The 18,790-nt window shown below is 72.4% G+C and carries 16 protein-coding genes; 6 read left to right on the forward strand and 10 right to left on the reverse strand.

Going from position 1 to position 18,790, the window contains the following annotated elements:
• The coding region (locus ACG2DA_RS11220; protein ID WP_395255741.1) for an ABC transporter permease at positions 1 to 734 on the reverse strand (734 nt) is incomplete at its 3' end.
• A gap of 298 nt (positions 735 to 1,032) precedes the next feature.
• On the opposite strand from ACG2DA_RS11220, the gene ACG2DA_RS11225 reads away from it, so the two are divergent.
• Positions 1,033 to 4,068 carry an MMPL family transporter gene (locus tag ACG2DA_RS11225; protein WP_395255743.1) on the forward strand — a complete coding sequence of 1,012 codons (3,036 nt, stop codon included), beginning with the start codon at positions 1,033 to 1,035 and terminating at the stop codon, positions 4,066 to 4,068.
• A gap of 213 nt (positions 4,069 to 4,281) precedes the next feature.
• On the opposite strand, the gene ACG2DA_RS11230 is transcribed toward ACG2DA_RS11225, so the two are convergent.
• The 4 genes from ACG2DA_RS11230 to aroF form a co-directional block, all read right to left on the reverse strand.
• Positions 4,282 to 5,157, reverse strand: coding sequence for a hypothetical protein (locus ACG2DA_RS11230; RefSeq protein WP_395255745.1), 876 nt, complete (start codon positions 5,155 to 5,157; stop codon positions 4,282 to 4,284).
• Between the two features lie 34 nt (positions 5,158 to 5,191).
• Positions 5,192 to 6,313, reverse strand: coding sequence for a tRNA 2-thiouridine(34) synthase MnmA (gene mnmA, locus ACG2DA_RS11235; protein ID WP_395255747.1), 1,122 nt, complete (start codon positions 6,311 to 6,313; stop codon positions 5,192 to 5,194).
• Between the two features lie 127 nt (positions 6,314 to 6,440).
• Positions 6,441 to 7,055, reverse strand: coding sequence for a TetR/AcrR family transcriptional regulator (locus tag ACG2DA_RS11240; RefSeq protein WP_395255748.1), 615 nt, complete (start codon positions 7,053 to 7,055; stop codon positions 6,441 to 6,443).
• Positions 7,056 to 7,263: 208 nt separating this feature from the next.
• Positions 7,264 to 8,280 (reverse strand): 3-deoxy-7-phosphoheptulonate synthase, encoded by a 1,017-nt coding sequence (gene aroF / locus ACG2DA_RS11245; RefSeq protein WP_395255750.1) that lies wholly within the window; start codon positions 8,278 to 8,280, stop codon positions 7,264 to 7,266.
• Between the two features lie 292 nt (positions 8,281 to 8,572).
• Between aroF and ACG2DA_RS11250 the strand changes: the two genes are divergently transcribed.
• Positions 8,573 to 9,556: a hypothetical protein gene (locus ACG2DA_RS11250; RefSeq protein WP_395255751.1), complete on the forward strand. Its 984-nt coding sequence runs from the start codon at positions 8,573 to 8,575 to the stop codon at positions 9,554 to 9,556.
• A gap of 64 nt (positions 9,557 to 9,620) precedes the next feature.
• Entirely contained in the window at positions 9,621 to 10,805 is a 1,185-nt protein-coding gene (locus ACG2DA_RS11255; RefSeq protein ID WP_395255752.1) for a prepilin peptidase, read from the forward strand.
• Positions 10,806 to 10,848: 43 nt separating this feature from the next.
• On the opposite strand, the gene surE is transcribed toward ACG2DA_RS11255, so the two are convergent.
• Together surE and ACG2DA_RS11265 are read right to left on the reverse strand one after the other, a co-directional pair.
• On the reverse strand, positions 10,849 to 11,658 hold the full coding sequence (gene surE / locus ACG2DA_RS11260; protein WP_395255754.1) for a 5'/3'-nucleotidase SurE: 810 nt from the start codon (positions 11,656 to 11,658) through the stop codon (positions 10,849 to 10,851).
• A 79-nt stretch (positions 11,659 to 11,737) separates the two neighbouring features.
• Positions 11,738 to 12,346, reverse strand: coding sequence for a 3-isopropylmalate dehydratase small subunit (locus ACG2DA_RS11265; protein ID WP_395255756.1), 609 nt, complete (start codon positions 12,344 to 12,346; stop codon positions 11,738 to 11,740).
• A 134-nt stretch (positions 12,347 to 12,480) separates the two neighbouring features.
• On the opposite strand from ACG2DA_RS11265, the gene ACG2DA_RS11270 reads away from it, so the two are divergent.
• Positions 12,481 to 13,524, forward strand: a complete 1,044-nt coding sequence (locus ACG2DA_RS11270) for a transaldolase family protein (RefSeq protein WP_395255758.1) — start codon at positions 12,481 to 12,483, stop codon at positions 13,522 to 13,524.
• A gap of 90 nt (positions 13,525 to 13,614) precedes the next feature.
• On the opposite strand, the gene ACG2DA_RS11275 is transcribed toward ACG2DA_RS11270, so the two are convergent.
• Positions 13,615 to 14,181: an NUDIX hydrolase gene (locus ACG2DA_RS11275; RefSeq protein WP_395255759.1), complete on the reverse strand. Its 567-nt coding sequence runs from the start codon at positions 14,179 to 14,181 to the stop codon at positions 13,615 to 13,617.
• Between the two features lie 125 nt (positions 14,182 to 14,306).
• Between ACG2DA_RS11275 and ACG2DA_RS11280 the strand changes: the two genes are divergently transcribed.
• On the forward strand, positions 14,307 to 15,212 hold the full coding sequence (locus tag ACG2DA_RS11280; RefSeq protein ID WP_395255761.1) for a ThuA domain-containing protein: 906 nt from the start codon (positions 14,307 to 14,309) through the stop codon (positions 15,210 to 15,212).
• 125 nt (positions 15,213 to 15,337) lie between these two features.
• On the opposite strand, the gene ACG2DA_RS11285 is transcribed toward ACG2DA_RS11280, so the two are convergent.
• Positions 15,338 to 16,435 carry a magnesium transporter gene (locus ACG2DA_RS11285; protein ID WP_395255763.1) on the reverse strand — a complete coding sequence of 366 codons (1,098 nt, stop codon included), beginning with the start codon at positions 16,433 to 16,435 and terminating at the stop codon, positions 15,338 to 15,340.
• A gap of 99 nt (positions 16,436 to 16,534) precedes the next feature.
• Between ACG2DA_RS11285 and ACG2DA_RS11290 the strand changes: the two genes are divergently transcribed.
• Positions 16,535 to 18,007 carry a sulfatase gene (locus ACG2DA_RS11290; protein WP_395255764.1) on the forward strand — a complete coding sequence of 491 codons (1,473 nt, stop codon included), beginning with the start codon at positions 16,535 to 16,537 and terminating at the stop codon, positions 18,005 to 18,007.
• A 4-nt stretch (positions 18,008 to 18,011) separates the two neighbouring features.
• Here the strand turns inward: ACG2DA_RS11290 and ACG2DA_RS11295 are convergent, their stop codons facing one another.
• Positions 18,012 to 18,728 (reverse strand): hypothetical protein, encoded by a 717-nt coding sequence (locus tag ACG2DA_RS11295; RefSeq protein WP_395255765.1) that lies wholly within the window; start codon positions 18,726 to 18,728, stop codon positions 18,012 to 18,014.
• Positions 18,729 to 18,790: the final 62 nt, after the last annotated feature.

Here is an 18,790-nt window from a genome sequence, read left to right on the forward strand (position 1 = left end):
CCGTCGGCGCCGCCGCCGACCAGGGCGAACGGATCCTGCACCAGCCCGGCGCCGGCGTTCGCGTCGGGGGCGTACGGCTGGCTGTCGCCGGCCCACTCCTCGCCGCCGTCCCACTCGTCGCTGCCCTCGCCCCATTCCTCGTCCTGGGCGGCGCCCCCCGCGGGGACGACCGCGGCCTGGGGAGCCTGGGCGCTGGCGAGGCGGTGCCGCAGCACGTCCAGATCGCGCATCCGCCGGCAAAGCTCCATCGCCTCCGGCGTGAGGCTCCAGCTGAGTTCCTCCTCCATGCTGCGGGCGGCCGGCTCGACGACCTTGCCGTCCTTCATCACCGGCTGATAGCTGACGAGGTTCGCCTTCAGCGGGCTGACCTTGCTCTTGCCGCGGGGGTCGATCCCGATCAGCTGCACGGGGCGGTGGATCGGTTCGCCGCCGTAGTCGAAGCTCATGACGGCGTACATCTCCACCGTCGGGGTGGCCGCCTCGATCATGCCGGGGGCGGCGGCCATGGCGCGGGCGATGAGGCCCTCGGGGTCCTCATGGCCCTGCAAACTGTGCGTTTCGATGACCACGTCGGCCAGCAGGCCGCGGATGCGGTCCTTCATCTCCGTGGTGAACCCGGCCATCACGGAGTTGACCACGATCATCGTCGCCACGCCTAGCGTGACCGAGATGATGCTCGCCAACGCGATGTAGCGGGTGCGGAGATACCGCAGGCAGAGGAGCAGCTTGTACATCGCATCCGTGCGAGCGGGGGGCGGCTCCTCGGGGGGAGCCGGACGGGGGCCGCGGGAAGATACGGGAACCGGGCCGGGACGGAAAGATCGGTTCGCGCGCCGACGGAGTTGTGCTCGCGCAGAGGCACCGCGGGGCCTCTGCGTTACGAAAGCTTGGCAAGGTTTGCCGGTTCGACCGCCGGACGGGGCGCCCCGCCGGCCGCTCACGCGGGGCCGGTCGGCGGGCCGAACACCCGACTCGGGCACGACGCCCCCGCCGTTCGGCGCTTTTCTCTCCTCGGGCAGGACGCCCCGCCGCATGTCAGCCTCCGGCACCGACCGCCGCCCGGATCGCGGCTCCGCCCACGCCGGGGGGCCGGTGCTGCCCGACGCGCTTCGCACGATCACCGCCGCGGTCGCCGCGGCGCCCAAGGTCGTGCTGCTGGCGGTCCTGATGATCACCGGCGCCAGCGTGGGGTTGACGCTGTGCTACCTCGGCTTCCACAGCGAACGCGGCGACCTGATCGACCCCCGGGCCGCCACCCGGGCCCACTGGGACGCCTACACCGCCCGCTTCGACGACGGGAACGACTTCGTCGTCGCCGTCGAGAGCGAGAACCCCGGCGGCGTGCGGGCCGCGATCGACGACCTCGCCGAACGGCTGAACCGCGAGCCGAAATACTTCGGTTCCGTCCTGTCCCGCATCAACACGACCCGCAGCCGCCGCAAGGGCCTGCAAAGCCTCTCCCCGGAGGAACTGGAGCGAGTCTCCGAACGGGTCGCGGAGCTGTCGCCGATCCTCAGCGGGGATCCGACCCGGGCCCGGCTCGACTGGCAGGTGCACGACCTGACGGTGAAGCTCGCCGAGGCGCTCAAGAGCGGTCAGGACGCCAAGGTGCGGGAGGTCGCCGGCCGGGCGGAGCGGCTCGCCGACGGGCTCGCCGCGCACGTCGCCGACCCCAACGACTTCCGCTCCCCCTGGCCGAGCCTCGTGGGCGGGGAGAACGCCGCCACGATGGCCCGCCAACTGGAGGGGGCCACCTACTTCCTCAACGACGCCGGCACGCTGGGGCTGCTCCGCGTGGCCCCGGCCCGCACCGCGGACGGCCCGGCGGACCCGGAGGCGGTGCTGGACCGGCTGCGGGCCGTGGCGAAGGCCGTCGAGCACGACCGCGGGGCGATCAAGGTCTCCGTGACGGGGGTGCCGGCGCTGGAGATCGACGAGGTCCGCCGCGGCCGGGCGGACATGCTGCGGGCCGGCGCCGTGGCCTTCGGGGCCGTCGGCCTGCTGTTGCTCATCGGCTTCCGGGGCGTGAAGCACCCGGTGCTGGCCCTGTTCGTGCTGGCCGTGGGGCTGGCGTGGGCCTTCGGGTTCACCACCTTCGCCGTCGGGCACCTGAACATCCTCAGCGTCTCCTTCGCGGTCATCCTGATCGGGTTGGGGATCGACTTCGGCATCCATTACCTCGCCCGCTACCTCCAGCACCGGGCCGAGGGGCTGAACCTCGAAGACGCCCTCTGCGAGACCAGCGCCGGGGTGGGCGTGGGCATCACCACCGCGGCGGTGACCACGGCGCTGGCCTTCTTCTGCGCCACCTTCACCCGCTTTTTAGGCGTCGCGGAACTGGGCATCATCGCCGGCGGCGGGGTGCTGCTGTGTGCCCTGGCGACGTTCCTGTGCCTGCCGGCGCTGATCGCCCTGGCGGACGAGCACGTCCCGGCGAAGCGGCTGCCCAAGCCGATCGGCTTCGGCTGGCTGCGGACCGGCACCAGCCGGTTCCCGGCGATCGTCACCGTGCTGGGCTTCGCCGCGGTGATCGGCATCGGCCTGCAGGCCGTGCGGATCGACCAGCACGGCGCCGGCAGCAAGCTGCACTTCGACCACAACCTGCTCGCCCTGCGGCCCGGGGACGCGGAGAGCGCCGACGGCCGGGCCCGGCTGCGGGAGGCCGGCGGGCCGAGCCTGCTGTACGCCGTCGCCATGGCCGACAGCGCCGAGGAAGCCCGGGAACTGGCCTCGAAGTTCGAGGCCCTGCCGACCGTCGCCCGGGTGGAGGATCTCGCCCGGCGCCTGCCCGGCGGCGACCGCTCCGAGACCAGCCGCGGCATCAGCCGGGTGCGGGGTCAGTTGGCGGCCCTGCCGCGGAACGCCGGCGTGAGCGACCTGCCGGCGCCCCGCCCGGCGGACTTCGGCCGCCGCACGGACCGGCTCCGCAAGGTCGCCCTCGACAGCGGCCGGGCGGACCTCAAGCCGCTCGCCGACAAGCTGGACCGCTTCGCCGATTCCTTCGAGAAGCTCAGCGAGGGCGAATCGACCGGGCACAAACAGGTCGTCGCGCTGGACCGCTACCAGACGCGGGCCGCCGGCGAACTGGTGCGGGAGTTCCGCGAGCTGTCCATCGCCAGCAGCGACTCCACGCCGCTGGGGCTGCGGGACATCCCCACGGTCCTGCGTCGCCGCTACCTCTCCGAGGACGGCAAGTGGCTGCTCCAGATCTTCCCGAAGCAGGACGTGTGGGACTTCGCCCCGCTGGGCCGGTTCGTCAGCGACCTGCGGACCGTCGACCCCGAAGTCACCGGCACCCCGGTGCAGAACTACGAGGCGGGCCGGCAGATCATGGACAGCTACCGCTCCGCGGCGCTGTACGCCCTCGCGATCGTCAGCCTCGTGCTGCTCAGCGACTTCCTCGCCCAGGAGAACAAACTGCTGGTGCTGTTCCCGCCGCTGTTGGTCGTCGGCTTCACCGCGATGACGCTGCTGACCCGCGGGATCGAACTGAACCCGATCCTCTGCGCCGGGGGGTACGTGGCGATGGTGTTGGTGGTCGGGGCGATCCTCGATTTCACCAACATGCGGGACGCCATGCTGGCCCTGATGCCGCCGCTGGCCGGCGGGGTGATGACCTTCGGCGTGCTCACCCTGTGCGGCATCCCGCTGAACCCGACGAACCTGATCGTGCTCCCGCTGGTGCTGGGCATCGGCGTGGACGACGGCGTCCACGTGGTGCACGACTTCCGCAACCGCTTCGCCACCGGCAGCGTCGGCCCCCGCAACGCCTATCAGCCCAGCGCCAGCACGGCGGGGGCGATCGTGCTGACGAGCCTCACCAGCATGGTCGGCTTCGGCAGCCTCTGCATCGCTGGCCACCGCGGGCTGTTCAGCGTCGGCGTGACGCTGGTGACGGGGATCGGCTGTTGCCTGTTCGTCAGCCTGTTCCTGCTCCCCGGCACGCTGGCGCTGCTCAGCCGCGAGCCGAAAGAGGCCAAGGCCGTCGCCGGCAAAGTCGGCCGGGACCGCGACGAGGAGGACGACGAAGACGAGGCCCCCCGCCGCCAACGCCGCCGGGCCGCGTGAAGGTGAGTCGTCACTCCCCTCGCCCCCTTTGGGGGAGCGGGGGCGGGGGTGAGGGGGCGGCGGCGCCCGGATGCTGTTCAGGGGCTGCCTCGCGCTCCTACCCCTCAAAGCGTCACCGCAGAGAGCGGGGGCGTGTGAACCGCTCGTCACCCTCACCCCCGGCCCCTCTCCCTCGAGGGAGAGGGGAGAACGTCACGCTCCCTCCGGTCGCGGCTAACCGATCGGGGGCTGCGTCGCCTTCGGCATGGCCGCCTCGATGATCATGATCTTCTGCCAGATCTTGCGAGACAGCCCGCTGCAGAGGTTCTCCACCTCGTTCACCGCCGACAGCGTGGACGCGTCGTCGAAGTGCTGCACGTACAGGGCGGCGACCTTGCCGATCAGGCTCAGCATCTCGCTGCAGTAGTCCAGGTAGCGACACAGATCGAACGCCGACAGCCGGACCTCCTGACCGTTCGGCTCCATCAGGATCAGCTCCGGGTGCAGGATGCGTTCAGGATCCTTATTGAGCTGGTGCATGTCGATGATATGAGCCATCGACCGCAGTTCGTGCAGCGCCGCCAACGCCTGCCGCCGCTTGATGCGGTTCTCCAGCGTGGTGAGGAACAGCAGGGCGGCGCCGATCAGCACCACGTCGTTGATGCCCGCTTCGAGCACCTGGACGAAGTCCACGATTCCCAACTCCTCCGGCGTCGGCTTGGCGAACATCACGACGGTGGCCAGCAGGCTCAGCGCCACGCCGATCACCAGCAGCCAGACGACCGCCCGCAGCCAGAGGATCGGCCGCCCGAAGGATTGCGACCGCACCCCGGCGCCCTCGGAGATGCTGTGCAGCTTGCGGCAGACCCGCCGCAGCCCGGCGTTCGGAAAGCGATCCGCGATCCGGCCCTCGATCCGGCGGATCGTTTTGACGATCTGATCCGGGTCCAGCAGATCGAAATGATCGCTCTGCACGTCGTCCGCCGGCGGCGGCAGGAACTCCGGCACGTCCTGCGAGCGGGGGGCGTGAGCCCCCTGAGCGGGCGGCGGCGCCGGAGCGGCGGTCGGGGGCGGGGCGGCGGACACGCCGTCGATCATCGCGTTCTTCATGCACGGGGGACAACGCGAACCCCGCCCGCGCGGCTCAACCCGCCCGCAGACCGGACCGAATCCATCCCCCGCCGAGGACCCGATCCGGCTCCTCCGCCCCGTACAGCACGCAGGCCTGTCCGGGGGCGACGCCCTCCTGCGGCTCCTCGAACCGGACCGTGAAGCCGTCGCCCTCCGCCGTTACCTCGCACGCCGCGGCCCGGTGCTGGTAGCGGATCTGGGCGAAGCACCGCAGCGGCCCGGCCGGCCGGTCGATCAGCCAGTTCGCCCGATCGGCGGTGAGCCCGTCGCACCGCAGGTCCTCCCGGGAACCGAGCACGACGCGGCGCTCGTCCGGTTCGATCCGCAGCACGAACTTCGGCTCCCCGAAGGCCATGCCGAGGCCCTTTCGCTGGCCGACGGTGAAGCGTTCGTAACCCGGGTGCTCCCCGATCGCGGCGCCGGTCGGGTCGACGAATTCCCCGGCGGTCTCCCGCGCGCCGCGGTGCCGGTTCACGAAGCCGGCGTAGTCGTTGTCCGGCACGAAGCAGATCTCCTGCGAATCCGGCTTGTCCGCGACCCGCAGTCCGGCCTCGGCGGCGAGTTCCCGAATCTCCGGCTTCGTCAGCCCGCCGCAGGGGAAGCGGGTCTCGGCCAGCGCCTCCCCGGAGACGCCGAACAGCACGTAGCTCTGATCCTTCCGCCGATCCACGCCCCGGAGCAGCGCCGGCCGGCCGTCGGCGGCGGTCTCGACCCGGGCGTAGTGCCCGCTGGCGACGGCCTCGGCGCCGATCGACTTGGCGAACTCGTGCAGCCGGCCGAACTTCAGCCAGTTGTTGCACTGCACGCAGGGGTTCGGCGTACGGCCGGCGAGGTACTCATCGGCGAAGTAGTCCTTGATGCGGCCGAACTCCCCGGCGAAGTTCAACGCGTGAAAGGGGATGTCCAGCCGGTCCGCAACCCGCCGGGCGTCCGCCGCGTCGCTCGCTGAGCAGCACCCCTGCTTGTGAGCCTTGGCGCTGGGGAGCACCGTCAACGGGGAGTCGTTCGCGCAAACCTCCGCCTCCGCCCCGCTACGCATGAACAGACCGACCACCTCCCAGCCCGCTCGCTGAAGCAACACGGCCGCGGCGCTGCTGTCCACGCCGCCGCTCATCGCTAAGACAATCCGAGGCATACCAATCTGAGCCCGGAGCGCAAGCTCCGGCCGTGCGTCGTCGGGGGGAAGGGTCTGTTCGGGCGGGCGGCCGCTCCCGTCGGGCTGAACCGACGGCCGGAGCTTGCGCTCCGGGCTCACGCCCATCCTACCGGGGCGGGACGGCGGGGGCCGGCCAACTCCGCAGGGCCGCGTCGATCACGGCCCGCAACGCCCGTTCGCTGCGGCCCAGCCGAGCCTGCGTGCTGAGGGCGCAGCGGACCCCGTGGTACAGATCCGCCAGCGGCCTCGGCGGTTCGCCCGCGGGCAGGTCGCCGTCGGATTTCGCCCGGATCAGCCGGTCCCGCAGTCGGTCGTACAGCCGGGCGTCCGCGGCGGCGATCGCCCGCTGCGCGGCTTCGTCGGACTCGCCGGGTTCCTCCTCCAAGCCGGCCGCGTGGGCGGCGATCAGGCAGCCGGGCGGCTGATCCGGGTCGGTGAACCGCTCCGCGGAGGCGACGAGAAACGCCCGCACCGCGGTTCGGCCGTTCGGTTCGTCGTCGAGAGCGGCGAGCGTCGGGGCGACGAACCGCTCCTCGTACCGCTCCAGCGCCGCGTGGAAGAGTCCCTGCTTGTCGCCGAAGGCCGCGTACAGGCTCGGCCGCGACCCGCCGCTGACGCTCGTGAGTTCCTCCAGGCTGGCGCCGCGATAACCCCGAGCCCAGAACACGCGCAGCGCCGCATCGAGAGCCGCGTCGGCGTCGAAGGTGCGGGGGCGGGCCATGGTTCGGGCGGCGACGCCGTGGCTCCCCTCTCCCTTGAGGGAGAGGGGTTGGGGGTGAGGGTGACGAACGGTTCACCCGTTCCCGCACGACCGGCGACGGGTAGGGACGAAGCGAGGGCTGCATGATCGCGCCCGGCGTGCGGGCGCTGAAACCCCCTCACCCCCGGCCCCTCTCCCCGCGGGGGAGAGGGGAGAACGCAGGCTCGCCTCAGCCCATCTTCAGGCCCACCGCCTCGGCGACCTTGCCGCAGGTGGTCATCGCCTCGGCGAAGGCCTCCGGGGTGAGGCTTTGCGGGCCGTCGCTGGCGGCGTTGGGCGGGTCGGGGTGCACCTCGACCATCAACCCGTCCGCCAGACAGGCGATCGCCGCGTGCATCATCGGCGGGACGAGGCTCGCCACGCCGGTGCCGTGGCTGGGGTCGATGACGATCGGCAGGTGCGTGCGGGCGTGCAGGTAGGGCACGGTCGCCAGCGGCAGGGTGAAGCGGGTGTGGGACTCGAAGGTCCGCACGCCGCGTTCGCACAGCATCACCCGCTCGTTCCCGCGGCTGAGGACGTACTCGGCGGCCAACAGGAACTCGTCCATCGTGGACGCCATGCCCCGCTTGAGCATCACCGCCGCCGGCGATTCGCCGCAGGCTTCCAGCAGGCGGTAGTTCTGCATGTTGCGGGCCCCGATCTGGAGCACGTCGGCGTAGTCGGCGACCAGCTCCACATCGGTGGGGGTCATCACCTCGGTGACGACGGCCAGCCCCGTCTCCTCCCGGGCCGCGGCGAGCAGCTTGAGGCCCTCCTCTTTCATCCCCTGGAAGGCGTACGGGCTGGTGCGGGGTTTGAACGCCCCGCCGCGGAGGGCCGTGGCCCCGGCCGCCTTCACGGCCCGGGCGGACTCCATGATCTGCTCTTCGCTCTCCACGCTGCACGGGCCGGCGATCACGCCGCAAACCCCGCCGCCGACCGTCAGGCTGCCGACCGTCACCGCGGTGGGCTCCGCCTTCATCTCCAGGCTGGCGACCTTGTAGGGGGCGAGGATCGGCATGACCGACTCAACGCCCCGCATGCTGGCCAGCGTTTCACGGTTGGCCTCGTCCTCGGAGCCGGTCGCGGCGACGACGGTCCGCTCGGTGCCGTTGATGACGTGGGCCGTCATCCCGAGGGCGGCGACGCGGTCGGCGACGGCGTCGACGTCCCCCGGGGCGGCGGAGCGGTTCAGAACGACGATCATCGCGGGCTGGTGGCGGGGGACGCGGGGCGAGGGCGGGGCGGAAACGGACGGGAGACGGTATCGGTCCCCCGTCCCGCCGACAAACCGCCCGCCGCCCGGACCCGTCCCGCGACGGACCGGTTCGGGAGCGGCGCCGGGACGGCTCGCCGGCGGGAGCGATCGGCGGGGTGAAGTTTCCGTGAGGACTGCCGGCGAAGGCCGGATCGGGGCTCCCGGGGGCCCGCGGCGGTTCTAACCTGCGGCCCCCAGGGACGAGCCCCTGGGGAACCCGCACCCGCAACGCATTTCTCGCATGAGTTCCCGCCCCCACGGCGCCCGCCTGGCCCGGCGGGACGACGCCGACTCCTACGGCGCATCGGCCGGGTCGCTGATGGAGCTGTCCGGGTTCGATCTGCAGACGTTCGACTCCGAAACCGCTGCGGAGGGCTACGAACGCTCCCGCTCCGACGGGAGCCGCGGCGCCGATCGTCCGACGATTCCGCTCTCCTCCCGCCGGGTCGCCGCGACGCGGGCGGCCGCGCCGGCGTCGCTTGACGACGACGATGACGACGACCTGCCGGAGGCCCTCGTCGGCTCGGACGACGAGTTCCTCGACGCCCTCCAGTTGCCGGAGGTGAAACAGGCCCCGGCCCGCAAGAAACGCCCGCGGCCGGCTCCGGCGCCGGCGGTGCGCAAGCCCGCGGCGGCGGCCTCCGCCGGGGCGGCGGCGGACCTGCTGAAGGCCCACGGGGTCGGCGACGCCGAGGATTGCGACGACGACTTCGACGATGAACCGCTCGCCGCCGGCCCGATCCCCCCGCGGCGGGGGCGGAAACGCCGACCGGCCGCCCCCGAGGCCGCCCCGGCCAAGGGCGTGAACCCGAACGTGCTCGTGCTCGCCACGGTGCTGACGATCCCGGCGCTGGCGCTGGGCCTGCACCACGCCTTCGGGGAACGCCAGACCACCCGGGCCGAGTGGCGGGAGGCGTTCGACCAGTTGGACGACCTGATGAACGAGTTCACGGACGTCGCCCACGCCCCGGAAGAGGAGTGGACCGCCTGGAAGATCAAGTTCGAAATTGCCCGTCCGGCGCTGCGGGCCAAGACCGAGGCCGCCCCGGACGCCTCCGCCGGCGGCGAAATCGACCGGGCGATCAACACCCTGGAGCAGGCGGTCGAACTGCGGGCGGACGGGGCCTCGCGGGAGGTGTTGGACAAGACGGTGCGTCGGGCCGTCGGCCACGCGCAGAACGCCGCCGGCCGTCTGGGCCTGACGAAGTTCGAGTGGGCGAAGTAGGATGGCGTCCGGCTAGGATGCCGCCCGTTCGTCCGCCGTCGCTCCCGTTCCGCCCGCCGCCCGTATGCCGACGCCGGGGTTCGTGGATTGGTCCGACTGGGCGGCGCCGACGGGCGAGTGGCTGACGGTCGTGCTGCGGGCGTTCGTGGTGGCGTGGTCGTTCGCCCTGGGGGCGAGCGTGGGCAGCTTTCTGAACGTCGTCGTCTACCGTCTGCCGGCGGGGATGAATCTCTCCCGGCCGAAGAGCCGCTGCCCCCGCTGCGGCACGCCGATTCGGGCGACGGACAACCTGCCGGTGCTCGGCTGGCTGCGGCTGCGGGGCCGCTGCCGGGCCTGCGGGCTGCCGATCGCCGCCCGCTACCCGCTCGTGGAGGCCGTCTGCGGGGCCGCGCTGGCGCTGCTCGCCCTGCAGGTCGTGCTGATGGGCGGGGCGAACCTGCCGATCGACGTCGGCCGGGCCGGCGGGGGGACGCTGTTTTTGCGCTCGCTGGAGCCGGACGGGGTCGCCCTGTGCGGGGGGCTGTTCCTCGGCTCGGTCACGCTGCTGGGCGCCGGATTGATCGCGCTGGACGGGCACCGCCTGCCGTGGCGGTTCGTGCTGTTCGCCCTGTTGGTTCCCGCGGCGGTCGCGGCGGTCTGGCCGGGGTTACGGGTCGGGGCGGCGGAGGTCTGGGGCGGCCCGCCGTGGCGGCTGGCGGGCGCCGGGGCCGGGGTCGATCTGGGGGCGTACCGGTTCGTCCCGAACCTCGCCGGGCCGCTGGACGTCGTCGTCGGGGCGCTGCTGTGCGGGGCGCTGGGGGCGGTCGCCGCCCCGCTGCTGCGGGGGCGAATCGAACGGCTGAACCTCGTGTTGATCGCGGCGACGGCGGGCGCCTGGTGGGGCTGGTCCGCCGGGGCGCTCGGGCTGACGGCCGGCGGGATCGTCGCCTTCGCGGCGCCGCTGCTCTACGGGGCCGGGGCGCTCCGCACGCGGGTGCCGCCGCCGACGTTCCTCGCGTTCGCCGCCGCCGCGGTCCCGCTGGCGTGGGGGGCGGTCGGCCTGAACCCGGAACTCGGCGCCGTTCGCGGGGCGATCACATGGGGCTACGCCGCGGTCGGCATCGCTGCCGGGGCGGGGGTGGACCGGCTGTTCTTCCCGTCGCGCGCCGCCCGTGCTGACGAACCGTCCGACGCAGACAGCCCGCCCCTTCGAGAAGCCGACGATCGGGCGGAACCCGTGCAGGGCCGCGGCCGCCCCGCGTCGCGCTGAACGCGACGACGCCTGCCGGACCGCGGCCCCCTCGCCGGGCGGCCTACGGGAACAGCGGCAGGCGGCAGAGAGCGGCGGCGCCGCCGAAGCAGACGGAAACGTCCGACCCCTCGGAGGCGTGGCGGTCCGGGTAGCTGCCGTGGTAGCGGTAGCGGGCGACCGGCTCCCCCGCCGCGACGTCCGCTCGGGGGCCGGTGCTCTCGTCCTCGACCGCCCGGAAATTCACGGGCAGCGGGCCGGCTTCGGGATGACAGCGAACCACCCGCGGCGTCGTGCCCGCGGGGACGTCCGGCGGGTGCGGCAGGTTCGCGTTCCAGTAGGCGCCGGGGCCGGGCGGTTCGGCGAGGATCTCCGCCAGCACGCGGTCCAGCAGATCGACGGAGTCCTCCCACGGGGCGTCGCCGCCCCGCCGGAATCGGCTGAGGGCCGCCGACGCCACGCCGGCCAAAGTCGCCTCCCGGGCCGCCGCGGCGGTACCGGACAGGAACACGTCCACGCCGAGGTTCCCGCCGTGATTCACCCCGCTGAGGACCCAGTCGAACGGGCCGCCAGCCTCGCCGGGCTCCCGCAGGTCGGCGAAGTGGTGCAGGCCGATCCGCACGCAGTCGGCCGGGGTGCCGTCCAGCGAGAACCGCCGCACCCGCACGCCGCCCGGTCCCTCCGGGCCGTCCGCCTCGCGGCGGAGGGTGAGGGTGTCCGCGACGGTCACGCGGTGCCCGCAGCCGGAGTGCTCCCGGTCGGGGGCGACCACCGTCACGGAGCCGTTCGGCCCGGCGTGGCGGCTCGCGGCTGCGGCGAGCGTCGCCAGCCCTTCCGCGTGGACGCCGTCGTCGTTCGTCAACAGGATGTGCATGACCCCGTTCTATCCACCGACGGGGCGCCCGCCCACCGGCGGGCCGCCCCCCGCCGGCCGGGGCCGTTGCCCGGGGCGGTCAGGCGTGGAAGCCGGCCAGGTACGGGACCCGTTCCCCGGCGGTCTTCACCTCCGGCGCCGCTTCGAGCAGCTGGGCGAGGAAGTCGTACTGCCCCGTCAGCAGGGCCTCGCGGGCGCTGTCGGCCATCGCGATCGGGAACAGCTCCCCGCGGAGAGAGACGGTCAGCGCCTTCAGGTCCACGGTGAGTTCCGCGTCCGGGTTCGCCCGAATCAGGCGGATCAGTTCGGCCCGCACGGCCGGGTCGGCGGTGACGCAGGCGACGCCCAGGTTGGTGCAGTTGCCGGCGAAGATCTCCGCGAAGGAGCCCGCGACGATCGCCTTCACCCCGGCGCGCATCAGGCTCTGGGGGGCGTGCTCCCGGCTGGACCCGCAGCCGAAGTTATTGCCGGTCACCAGCACCCCGCCGGCGCCGTCGGCGTCCGGGGCGAACCTGGGGTCGTCGAAGGGGTGGTTCGGGTCCTGTTGCCGGTCGTCCTCGAAGGCGTGATCGCCGAGGCCGTCGAACGTCACGCACCGCAGGAACCGGGCGGGGATGATGCGGTCGGTGTCGATGTCGTCCCCCGGCAGCGGGATTCCGGGGGCGACGATTTGCGTAACGGGGGACATGAAACGGTTGCTCTCGACTGGGGGCGGGCGACCAAGCAGCGGCGGGGGGTCTTCGGATGTGACGGACGCCGACGCCCTTTAGGATGTTCGCACGATACCACAACCCGCGTCCTCGTTCCCCGAGCTTGCCTTCGATGTCCGCGCTCCAAAGCCTCATCGCCACCGGAACGAAGCTGTACCTGGACAGCGTGGACCCCAAGGAGGTCGATCAGGCCCTGGAGGACGGGGCCGTGGGGGCCACGTCGAACCCCGTGATTATCGGCGGGATCATCGCCAAGGGCGGGTTTGACGACGAAATCAAGCGCCTCGCCCGCGAGGGGAAGGACGACTCTGAAATCGCCTGGGCCCTGTGCGACAAGCTCGTCGCGGACGCTCAGAAGAAGTTCCTCCCCATCTGGGAGAGCAGCGGCGGGGAGACCGGCTGGGTCAGCTTCGAATTGGACCCGCTGCTGGAGGACACCGTCGACAGCATTCCGGAAGCCGACCGGACGGCGAAGTACGTCGAACTCGGCAAGCGGTACGCCGAGGGGCACAAGAACCGGATGATCAAGGTCCCCGGCACCCCCGCCGGGATCGCGGCCCTGGAGGAACTGGCCGCCGCCGGGGTAACGCTGAACATCACGCTGCTGTTCAGCGACGACCAGTACCGGGCCGCCCGCGACGCCGTGTGGAAGGGGGCGAAGAAGCGGGCCTCGCTGCAGGGCTTCAAGAGCGTGTATTCGATCTTCGTCTCCCGGATCGACGTCTACACCAGCAAGAACGTGGACCTCTCGCCCGCCGCCCAGGGGCAGGTCGGCCTGTTGAACGCCAAGCGGATCTGGCGGGAGAACTGCGACTTCTGGGCCGGCCGCAAACTGCCGTTGGCCCAGGAGATGATCTTCGCCAGCACCGGGGCGAAGTTGGAGGGCGACCCGCCGGAGAAATACGTCGCCGCCCTGGCCGGCAGCGACATCCAGACGAACCCGCCCAGCACCAACGACGCCCTGCGGGAGATGGACAAGACCTTCACCCGCACCGTCGACCAGCTGCCCCCGCAAGCCGTGCAGGACGAGATCGACGCCAAGGTCGACGCCGCCGCGATGCACGCGGCGTTGATGGAGGAGGGCCTGCGGAAGTTCGCCGAGCCGCAGAGGGACCTCATCAAACTCATCGCCGACAAGCGGGCGGAGCTGACGTAATCCGAGGCGAGCGGGGGGCGTAAGCCCCCTGTGCGTTCGGACGGGAGCGATCACACGGCGGGCTCACGCCCCCGCTCGCCTTTGTTCGCCTCAGTTCTCCTTGCTCGCCTGCTCGACCTCGTCCCGCAGGAACCACAGGGCCGCCCAAACCTTCGGGTCGACGAGGCGGTCGTCGGTGGCGGCCCAGCCGCTGATCCAGGCTTCGGCGCAGGCCAGCGGGATCCGGTGCACGGTGATCTCCTCGCCGTCCACCCCGCCGCCGTCGCCGACGCGGGTCAGGCCCGTCGCCTTGAAGAAGTGCACCACCTCGTCGGACAGCCCGGCGCTGGGCGGGCCGACCGTCACCTGTTCCAGCGCTTCGGCCCGGTAGCCGGTTTCCTCCTCCAGTTCCCGGGCGGCGGCGTCGGCGGGCACGTCGCCGTCGACGGTATCGCCGACCAGTCCGGCGGGGACCTCCAGCACGCAGACGCCCACCGGCGGGCGCTCCTGCTCCACGCAGATCAGATGGCCCTTGTGCACGGCGAACAGGGCGACGATCGCCGTCGCGTTCGGGCGGTGGGCGTATTCCCACGTGCCCTTCGTCCGCAGTTCCAGGTGTTTGCCGGCGTGCAGCAGGCGGTCTGCGGGTTCGGCGGAGTCCGGGGACGGGCGCGACATGACACCGTGGCGAGCGCTGAGTTGAACGCCGTACCCTACCACGTCCCGCGGCTCCGCCGGGGCCGCGTTCTCCGCCCCGCCCCCCTCCGGCCCCGTGCGGCCGAACCCATCCCCCAGACTCGCCCATGACCCGCCGAACCTTCCTCGTCGCGCTCGCCGCGGCCGTTCTCGCTGCGGCCCCGGCCGCGTCCGCCTTCGCCGATCATCACGAGAAGGGCGCTGACAAACCGACCCGCATCCTGTTCGTCACGCAGTCCGCGGGCTTCAAGCACGGCAGCGTCGACCGCGACAAGCCCGGACGCGAGTTGGCGCCGGCGGAGATCGCCATGAAGCAGCTCGCCCAGCAGAGCGGGCTGTTCACCGTGGACCTCACGCAGGACGTGGCCGCGGATCTCACCAAGGAGAACCTGCAGAACTACGACGTGGTCGCCTTCTACACGACCGGGATGCTGCCGATCGCGGAGGAGGACCTGGACTACTTCCTCAACGACTGGCTCAAACAGCCGGGGCACGGCTTCCTGGGCTTCCACAGCGCCACGGACACCTTGAGCGACAACGAGGCCTACCGCAGCTTCATCAACGGCCGCTTCGCCGGCCACCCCTGGGGCGCCGGCAGCACCGTGACGTTCAAGGCTCACGTCCCGGACTTCCCCGGGGTGAAGGAACTGGTCGCCAGCGACGCCCGGCCGGACGGCTTCACCTGGACGGACGAGATCTACCAGTACCGCAACCACGACCCGGCCGCCGTCCGCGTGCTGGCCAGCATCGACATGGCGAACACCGACTTGAAAAAGCCCTACCACGTCCCGGTGATCTGGGTGCGGGAGTGGGGGCAGGGCAAAGTGTTCTACAACAACCTCGGCCACCGCGAGGACACCTGGACGAAGCAGCCGTTCCTGGATTCGATCCTCGCCTCCCTCCGCTGGATCCGCGGCGAAGCCGAGGGCGACGCGACCCCCAACCCGGAGGTCTCCGCCGCCTGGGACGACGCCAGCCGCGAAGCCGCCCCGGAGGAAAAGGCGGAGAGCTGATCGCAACGTTCCCGAGCCCCGACCGTGAGGGAGGGGCCGTTCACCCGCGAACGCAATACAAGGCGTCCCGGACCCTCCGAGGGTCCGGGACGCTTTTCTTTTGGGGCGTTCAGACGGCGTTTCCGCTACAGCATCGCGCGGGCGAGCGACAGGTAGATCGTCAGGGCGCCCAGGTCCGTGGCGGCCAACGCGATCGGGCCGCTGGCGACGTGGGGGTCCGGGTGAACGCGGCGGAGCAGGTTCGGGACCGCCGCCCCGACCGCGGCGGCCCAGGTCACCCCGCCGGCGACCCCGCCCAACAGGCACCAGGTCACGTCGCCCGGCCCTAGCCAGAGCGCCCCGGCGCCGGCGATCAGCAGTCCGCAGGCGACGCCCAGCACCAGCCCGCCGGCCGCCTCGGAACGCGTCCGCCGGAACACCGCCCCCCAACCCGGCCGCCCGCTCCGCAGGGCCGTCAGGGAGAGGCTCACGGATTGGATCGCCACGCTCTCGGCCAACGCCAGCACGACCGGGATGAACAGGGCCAGGGCGACGGCTTGTTGCAGTTCCGCCTCGAACAGCCCCGTCAGGAACGCCGCCGCCAACCCGCCGGCGACGTTCGTCAGCAGCCAGGGGAAGCGGGTCTTCAGCGGGGAGAGCGCCGCCGCGGGCCCGCCGGCCCGCTCGCCGCTGCGGACGTCCTCCAGATGAACGCCGGCCAGTTGGAACAGATCGCCCGTTAACGCCTTGGCGTCGCCGTCGGCGAGGTCGACCAGTTCGTTCGTGTAGAGGCTGACGTCAATCACTCCCAGCAGCACGCCGTCCGCGTCGACGACCGGGAACGCCAGCAGGCGATGGAGGATGAAGAACTCGCAGGCGTCCTCCACGGTGGCCGCCGCGGGGATGGCGACCGGGTTGAGGATCGCCACGTCCATCAGCGGCGTCTCCGGCTCGGCGAGGATCAGTCGCCGGGTCGGCACCACCCCGGCGAGCGTCCCGTCCCCACGCACCGCGTAGAAGTAGATGACGGTGTGCTTCGGCGGGGTCTTCCGCACCGCCGCCAACGCCTCGCCCACGGTGCCGTCGGCCGGCAACCGGGCGTAATCCGTCCGCAGGTGGGCCGTTACCGGGTCGGTCAGCGGCGGCCCGGCGTGGGAGGTCCCGTCCCCCGGGCGTTCCGGCGAGGGGGCGACGGCCCGCGGGGCGGGGGGCGTCGGGACGGCGGGGGCGGACGCGTCGGGCATGGCGGCGTCATAACCCATTCGCCGCGGAGTCCCTACGGGGCGGCGAAGAACCGCGGGCGGCGGTAGCATCGCCCCGTCCGCACGTTTCGGAGTCGCTTGATGAGTTCCGCCGTCCTCCTCGCCGCCTGCGTCTTCGCGTCGTCCCTGGCCGTTCCCGACGGCGCCCCGGTCGAGCCGCCGCGGGGCGTCGTGCTGGTGATGGCCGACGACCTCGGCTTCGCCCAGGTCGGCTACCCGATCGGCCCGCGGGACCAACCGCACCCGGTCCTCGAGACGCCCCACCTCAACGCCATGGCCGCCCACGGGTTGCGGCTGGACGGCTTCCGCTCCGCGGCGTTCACCTGCTCCCCGACCCGGGCCAGCGTGCTCACCGGCCGCACCAACGACCGCACCGGCGTGCAGGAGCACGGCTACCCGCTCAACCCCAACGAGATCACCCTCGCCCAACTCCTGCGGGACGCCGGCTACGCCACCGGGCACTTCGGCAAGTGGCACCTCAACGGCCTCCGCGGCCCCGGCGTGCCCATTCTAAAGGACGACCCGCTCGGTCCCGGCCCGTTCGGCTTCGACACGTGGGTCAGCGTCACCAACTTCTTCGACCGCGACCCGCTGATGAGCCGCGGCGGCAAGTTCGAGCAATTCTCCGGCGACTCCTCGGAGATTATCGTCGAGGAAGCCCTGACGTTTATTCGCGAGAAAGCCGCGGCGGACGAACCGTTCTTCGCCGTCGTCTGGTACGGCTCCCCGCACAGCCCGTTCGAGGCGAGCGAAGAGGACGCCGCCTCGTTCGCCGATCTGGAGAAGGGCTCGCGGAACCACCACGGCGAGATCGCCGCGATGGACCGCAGCGTCGGCGCCCTGCGGGCCGGGCTGCGGGAGGCGGGGGTCGCGGAGGACACGCTGCTTTGGTTTTGCAGCGACAACGGCGGGCTGCCGCGGATCGAACCTTCCACCGTCGCGCCGCTGCGGGGGAACAAGGGCACGATCTACGAGGGCGGCCTGCGGGTGCCGGCGATCGTGGAGTGGCCGGCGGCGATCGAACCGGGCCGCGTCTCCGACGCCCTGACCGTCACCAGCGACATCCTGCCCACCGTCTGCTCCGCGGCCGGCGTCGCCCCGCCGGACCGCCCGCTGGACGGCGTGAACCTCCTCCCGTTGCTGACCGGGGCGGCCCCGCACTGGGAGCGGCCGAACCCGCTGGGCTTCCGGCAGCGGGGCTCCGTCGCCTGGGTGGACGGCGACCTGAAGCTGCTCGCCTCCCGCCGCAATCGACCCGCCGACCGCGACCGCCGCTGGGAGTTGTACGACCTGGCGACCGATCCCGGCGAAGAGCGGAACCTCGCCGCCGAACGCCCGGCGGAGGTCGCCCGATTGGCGGATGCGTTCGAGGAGTGGTTCGCGGCGGTGGACGCCAGCGCCGCCGGGGCGGATTACGGCCCGGACGCCGTGCCGGCCCGAACGAAGGATCGGCATTGGCCCGCTTTGCCGGAGTACGCCCCGTATCTCGCCGAGTGGCGGACGCGGCCGGAGTACCGCCCCTACATCGAGCGGTACGCCCCAAAGACTCCCTAGGACTCTAAGGGGCCTCCGCCCCGACTCCCGCCGGGGAGTCGGCAAGAGTCCCGCGGAGTTGACGCCAACGCTCCGTCAGTCCGCGGACTTCCTCCCGCAGCCCGCGGAGTTCCTCCAGGATCTCCCGGCGAGTTTGTCGGTCCTCCGCGTCGGCGTCCGCCGGGTGCGGGGAGAGCCGGGGAAACTCGGTCGGCCAGGCGACCGGTTCGTCGTCCGCGGGGGTGTCGGCGAAGGTCGGCGGCGGCGCCAGCGGCCCGAGGGCGGCCCGGTCGTCGCGCGGCGGGGCGGCTCCGACAGCATCGGTCTGCTCGGCCCGCGGCCGGGCGGAGGAGAAGGGGGCCGGCGCGACGTCTGTCATCCGGCCGCCGACGGCCTCCGGCAGGCGGGCGAGCCGGCCGACCGGCTCGACGCGCGTCGGCGGGGCGGCGTCCGCCTCCGCAATCATCAGGGGAGCGACCGGCGCCGGTCCGACCGGGGGGGGCGCCGCCGGGGAAAACGCGTCGGCGGGGGGCGTCGGTCGGCCGCTGCCGTCGTCGACGTACCACGCCCCGCCGCGGCGCCAGTCGGCGAAGGCGACCTGGAACTGCTCCGAGGCCGGCGGGGAGGGCAGAACCGCCAGCGTGCCGGCGACGGCGGCGCCGGTCGCCAACGCGGCCTTCGCGGTTCGCAGCAGCGGGCGGGGGAACGCCTCCGGGGGGGCGCCGGTCGGCCGGACGGGCACGCGGCGCGGGACGGTTCGGCGGTCGGTCGACGGACGATCGACGAACACGGGCGGGCGCCTCA

The sequence above is a fragment of the Alienimonas sp. DA493 genome (assembly GCF_043951915.1).
Taxonomy (GTDB): Bacteria; Planctomycetota; Planctomycetia; order Planctomycetales; family Planctomycetaceae; genus Alienimonas.

What these genes read in the sequence shown, in the direction of transcription:
- ACG2DA_RS11225 (WP_395255743.1), top strand. Translation starts at nt 1,033, where the DNA reads ATGTCAGCCTCCGGCACCGACCGCCGCCCGGATCGCGGCTCCGCCCAC.
- ACG2DA_RS11230 (WP_395255745.1), bottom strand. Translation starts at nt 5,157, where the DNA reads ATGAAGAACGCGATGATCGACGGCGTGTCCGCCGCCCCGCCCCCGACC.
- mnmA (WP_395255747.1), bottom strand. Translation starts at nt 6,313, where the DNA reads ATGCCTCGGATTGTCTTAGCGATGAGCGGCGGCGTGGACAGCAGCGCC.
- ACG2DA_RS11240 (WP_395255748.1), bottom strand. Translation starts at nt 7,055, where the DNA reads ATGGCCCGCCCCCGCACCTTCGACGCCGACGCGGCTCTCGATGCGGCG.
- aroF (WP_395255750.1), bottom strand. Translation starts at nt 8,280, where the DNA reads ATGATCGTCGTTCTGAACCGCTCCGCCGCCCCGGGGGACGTCGACGCC.
- ACG2DA_RS11250 (WP_395255751.1), top strand. Translation starts at nt 8,573, where the DNA reads ATGAGTTCCCGCCCCCACGGCGCCCGCCTGGCCCGGCGGGACGACGCC.
- ACG2DA_RS11255 (WP_395255752.1), top strand. Translation starts at nt 9,621, where the DNA reads ATGCCGACGCCGGGGTTCGTGGATTGGTCCGACTGGGCGGCGCCGACG.
- surE (WP_395255754.1), bottom strand. Translation starts at nt 11,658, where the DNA reads ATGCACATCCTGTTGACGAACGACGACGGCGTCCACGCGGAAGGGCTG.
- ACG2DA_RS11265 (WP_395255756.1), bottom strand. Translation starts at nt 12,346, where the DNA reads ATGTCCCCCGTTACGCAAATCGTCGCCCCCGGAATCCCGCTGCCGGGG.
- ACG2DA_RS11270 (WP_395255758.1), top strand. Translation starts at nt 12,481, where the DNA reads ATGTCCGCGCTCCAAAGCCTCATCGCCACCGGAACGAAGCTGTACCTG.
- ACG2DA_RS11275 (WP_395255759.1), bottom strand. Translation starts at nt 14,181, where the DNA reads ATGTCGCGCCCGTCCCCGGACTCCGCCGAACCCGCAGACCGCCTGCTG.
- ACG2DA_RS11280 (WP_395255761.1), top strand. Translation starts at nt 14,307, where the DNA reads ATGACCCGCCGAACCTTCCTCGTCGCGCTCGCCGCGGCCGTTCTCGCT.
- ACG2DA_RS11285 (WP_395255763.1), bottom strand. Translation starts at nt 16,435, where the DNA reads ATGCCCGACGCGTCCGCCCCCGCCGTCCCGACGCCCCCCGCCCCGCGG.
- ACG2DA_RS11290 (WP_395255764.1), top strand. Translation starts at nt 16,535, where the DNA reads ATGAGTTCCGCCGTCCTCCTCGCCGCCTGCGTCTTCGCGTCGTCCCTG.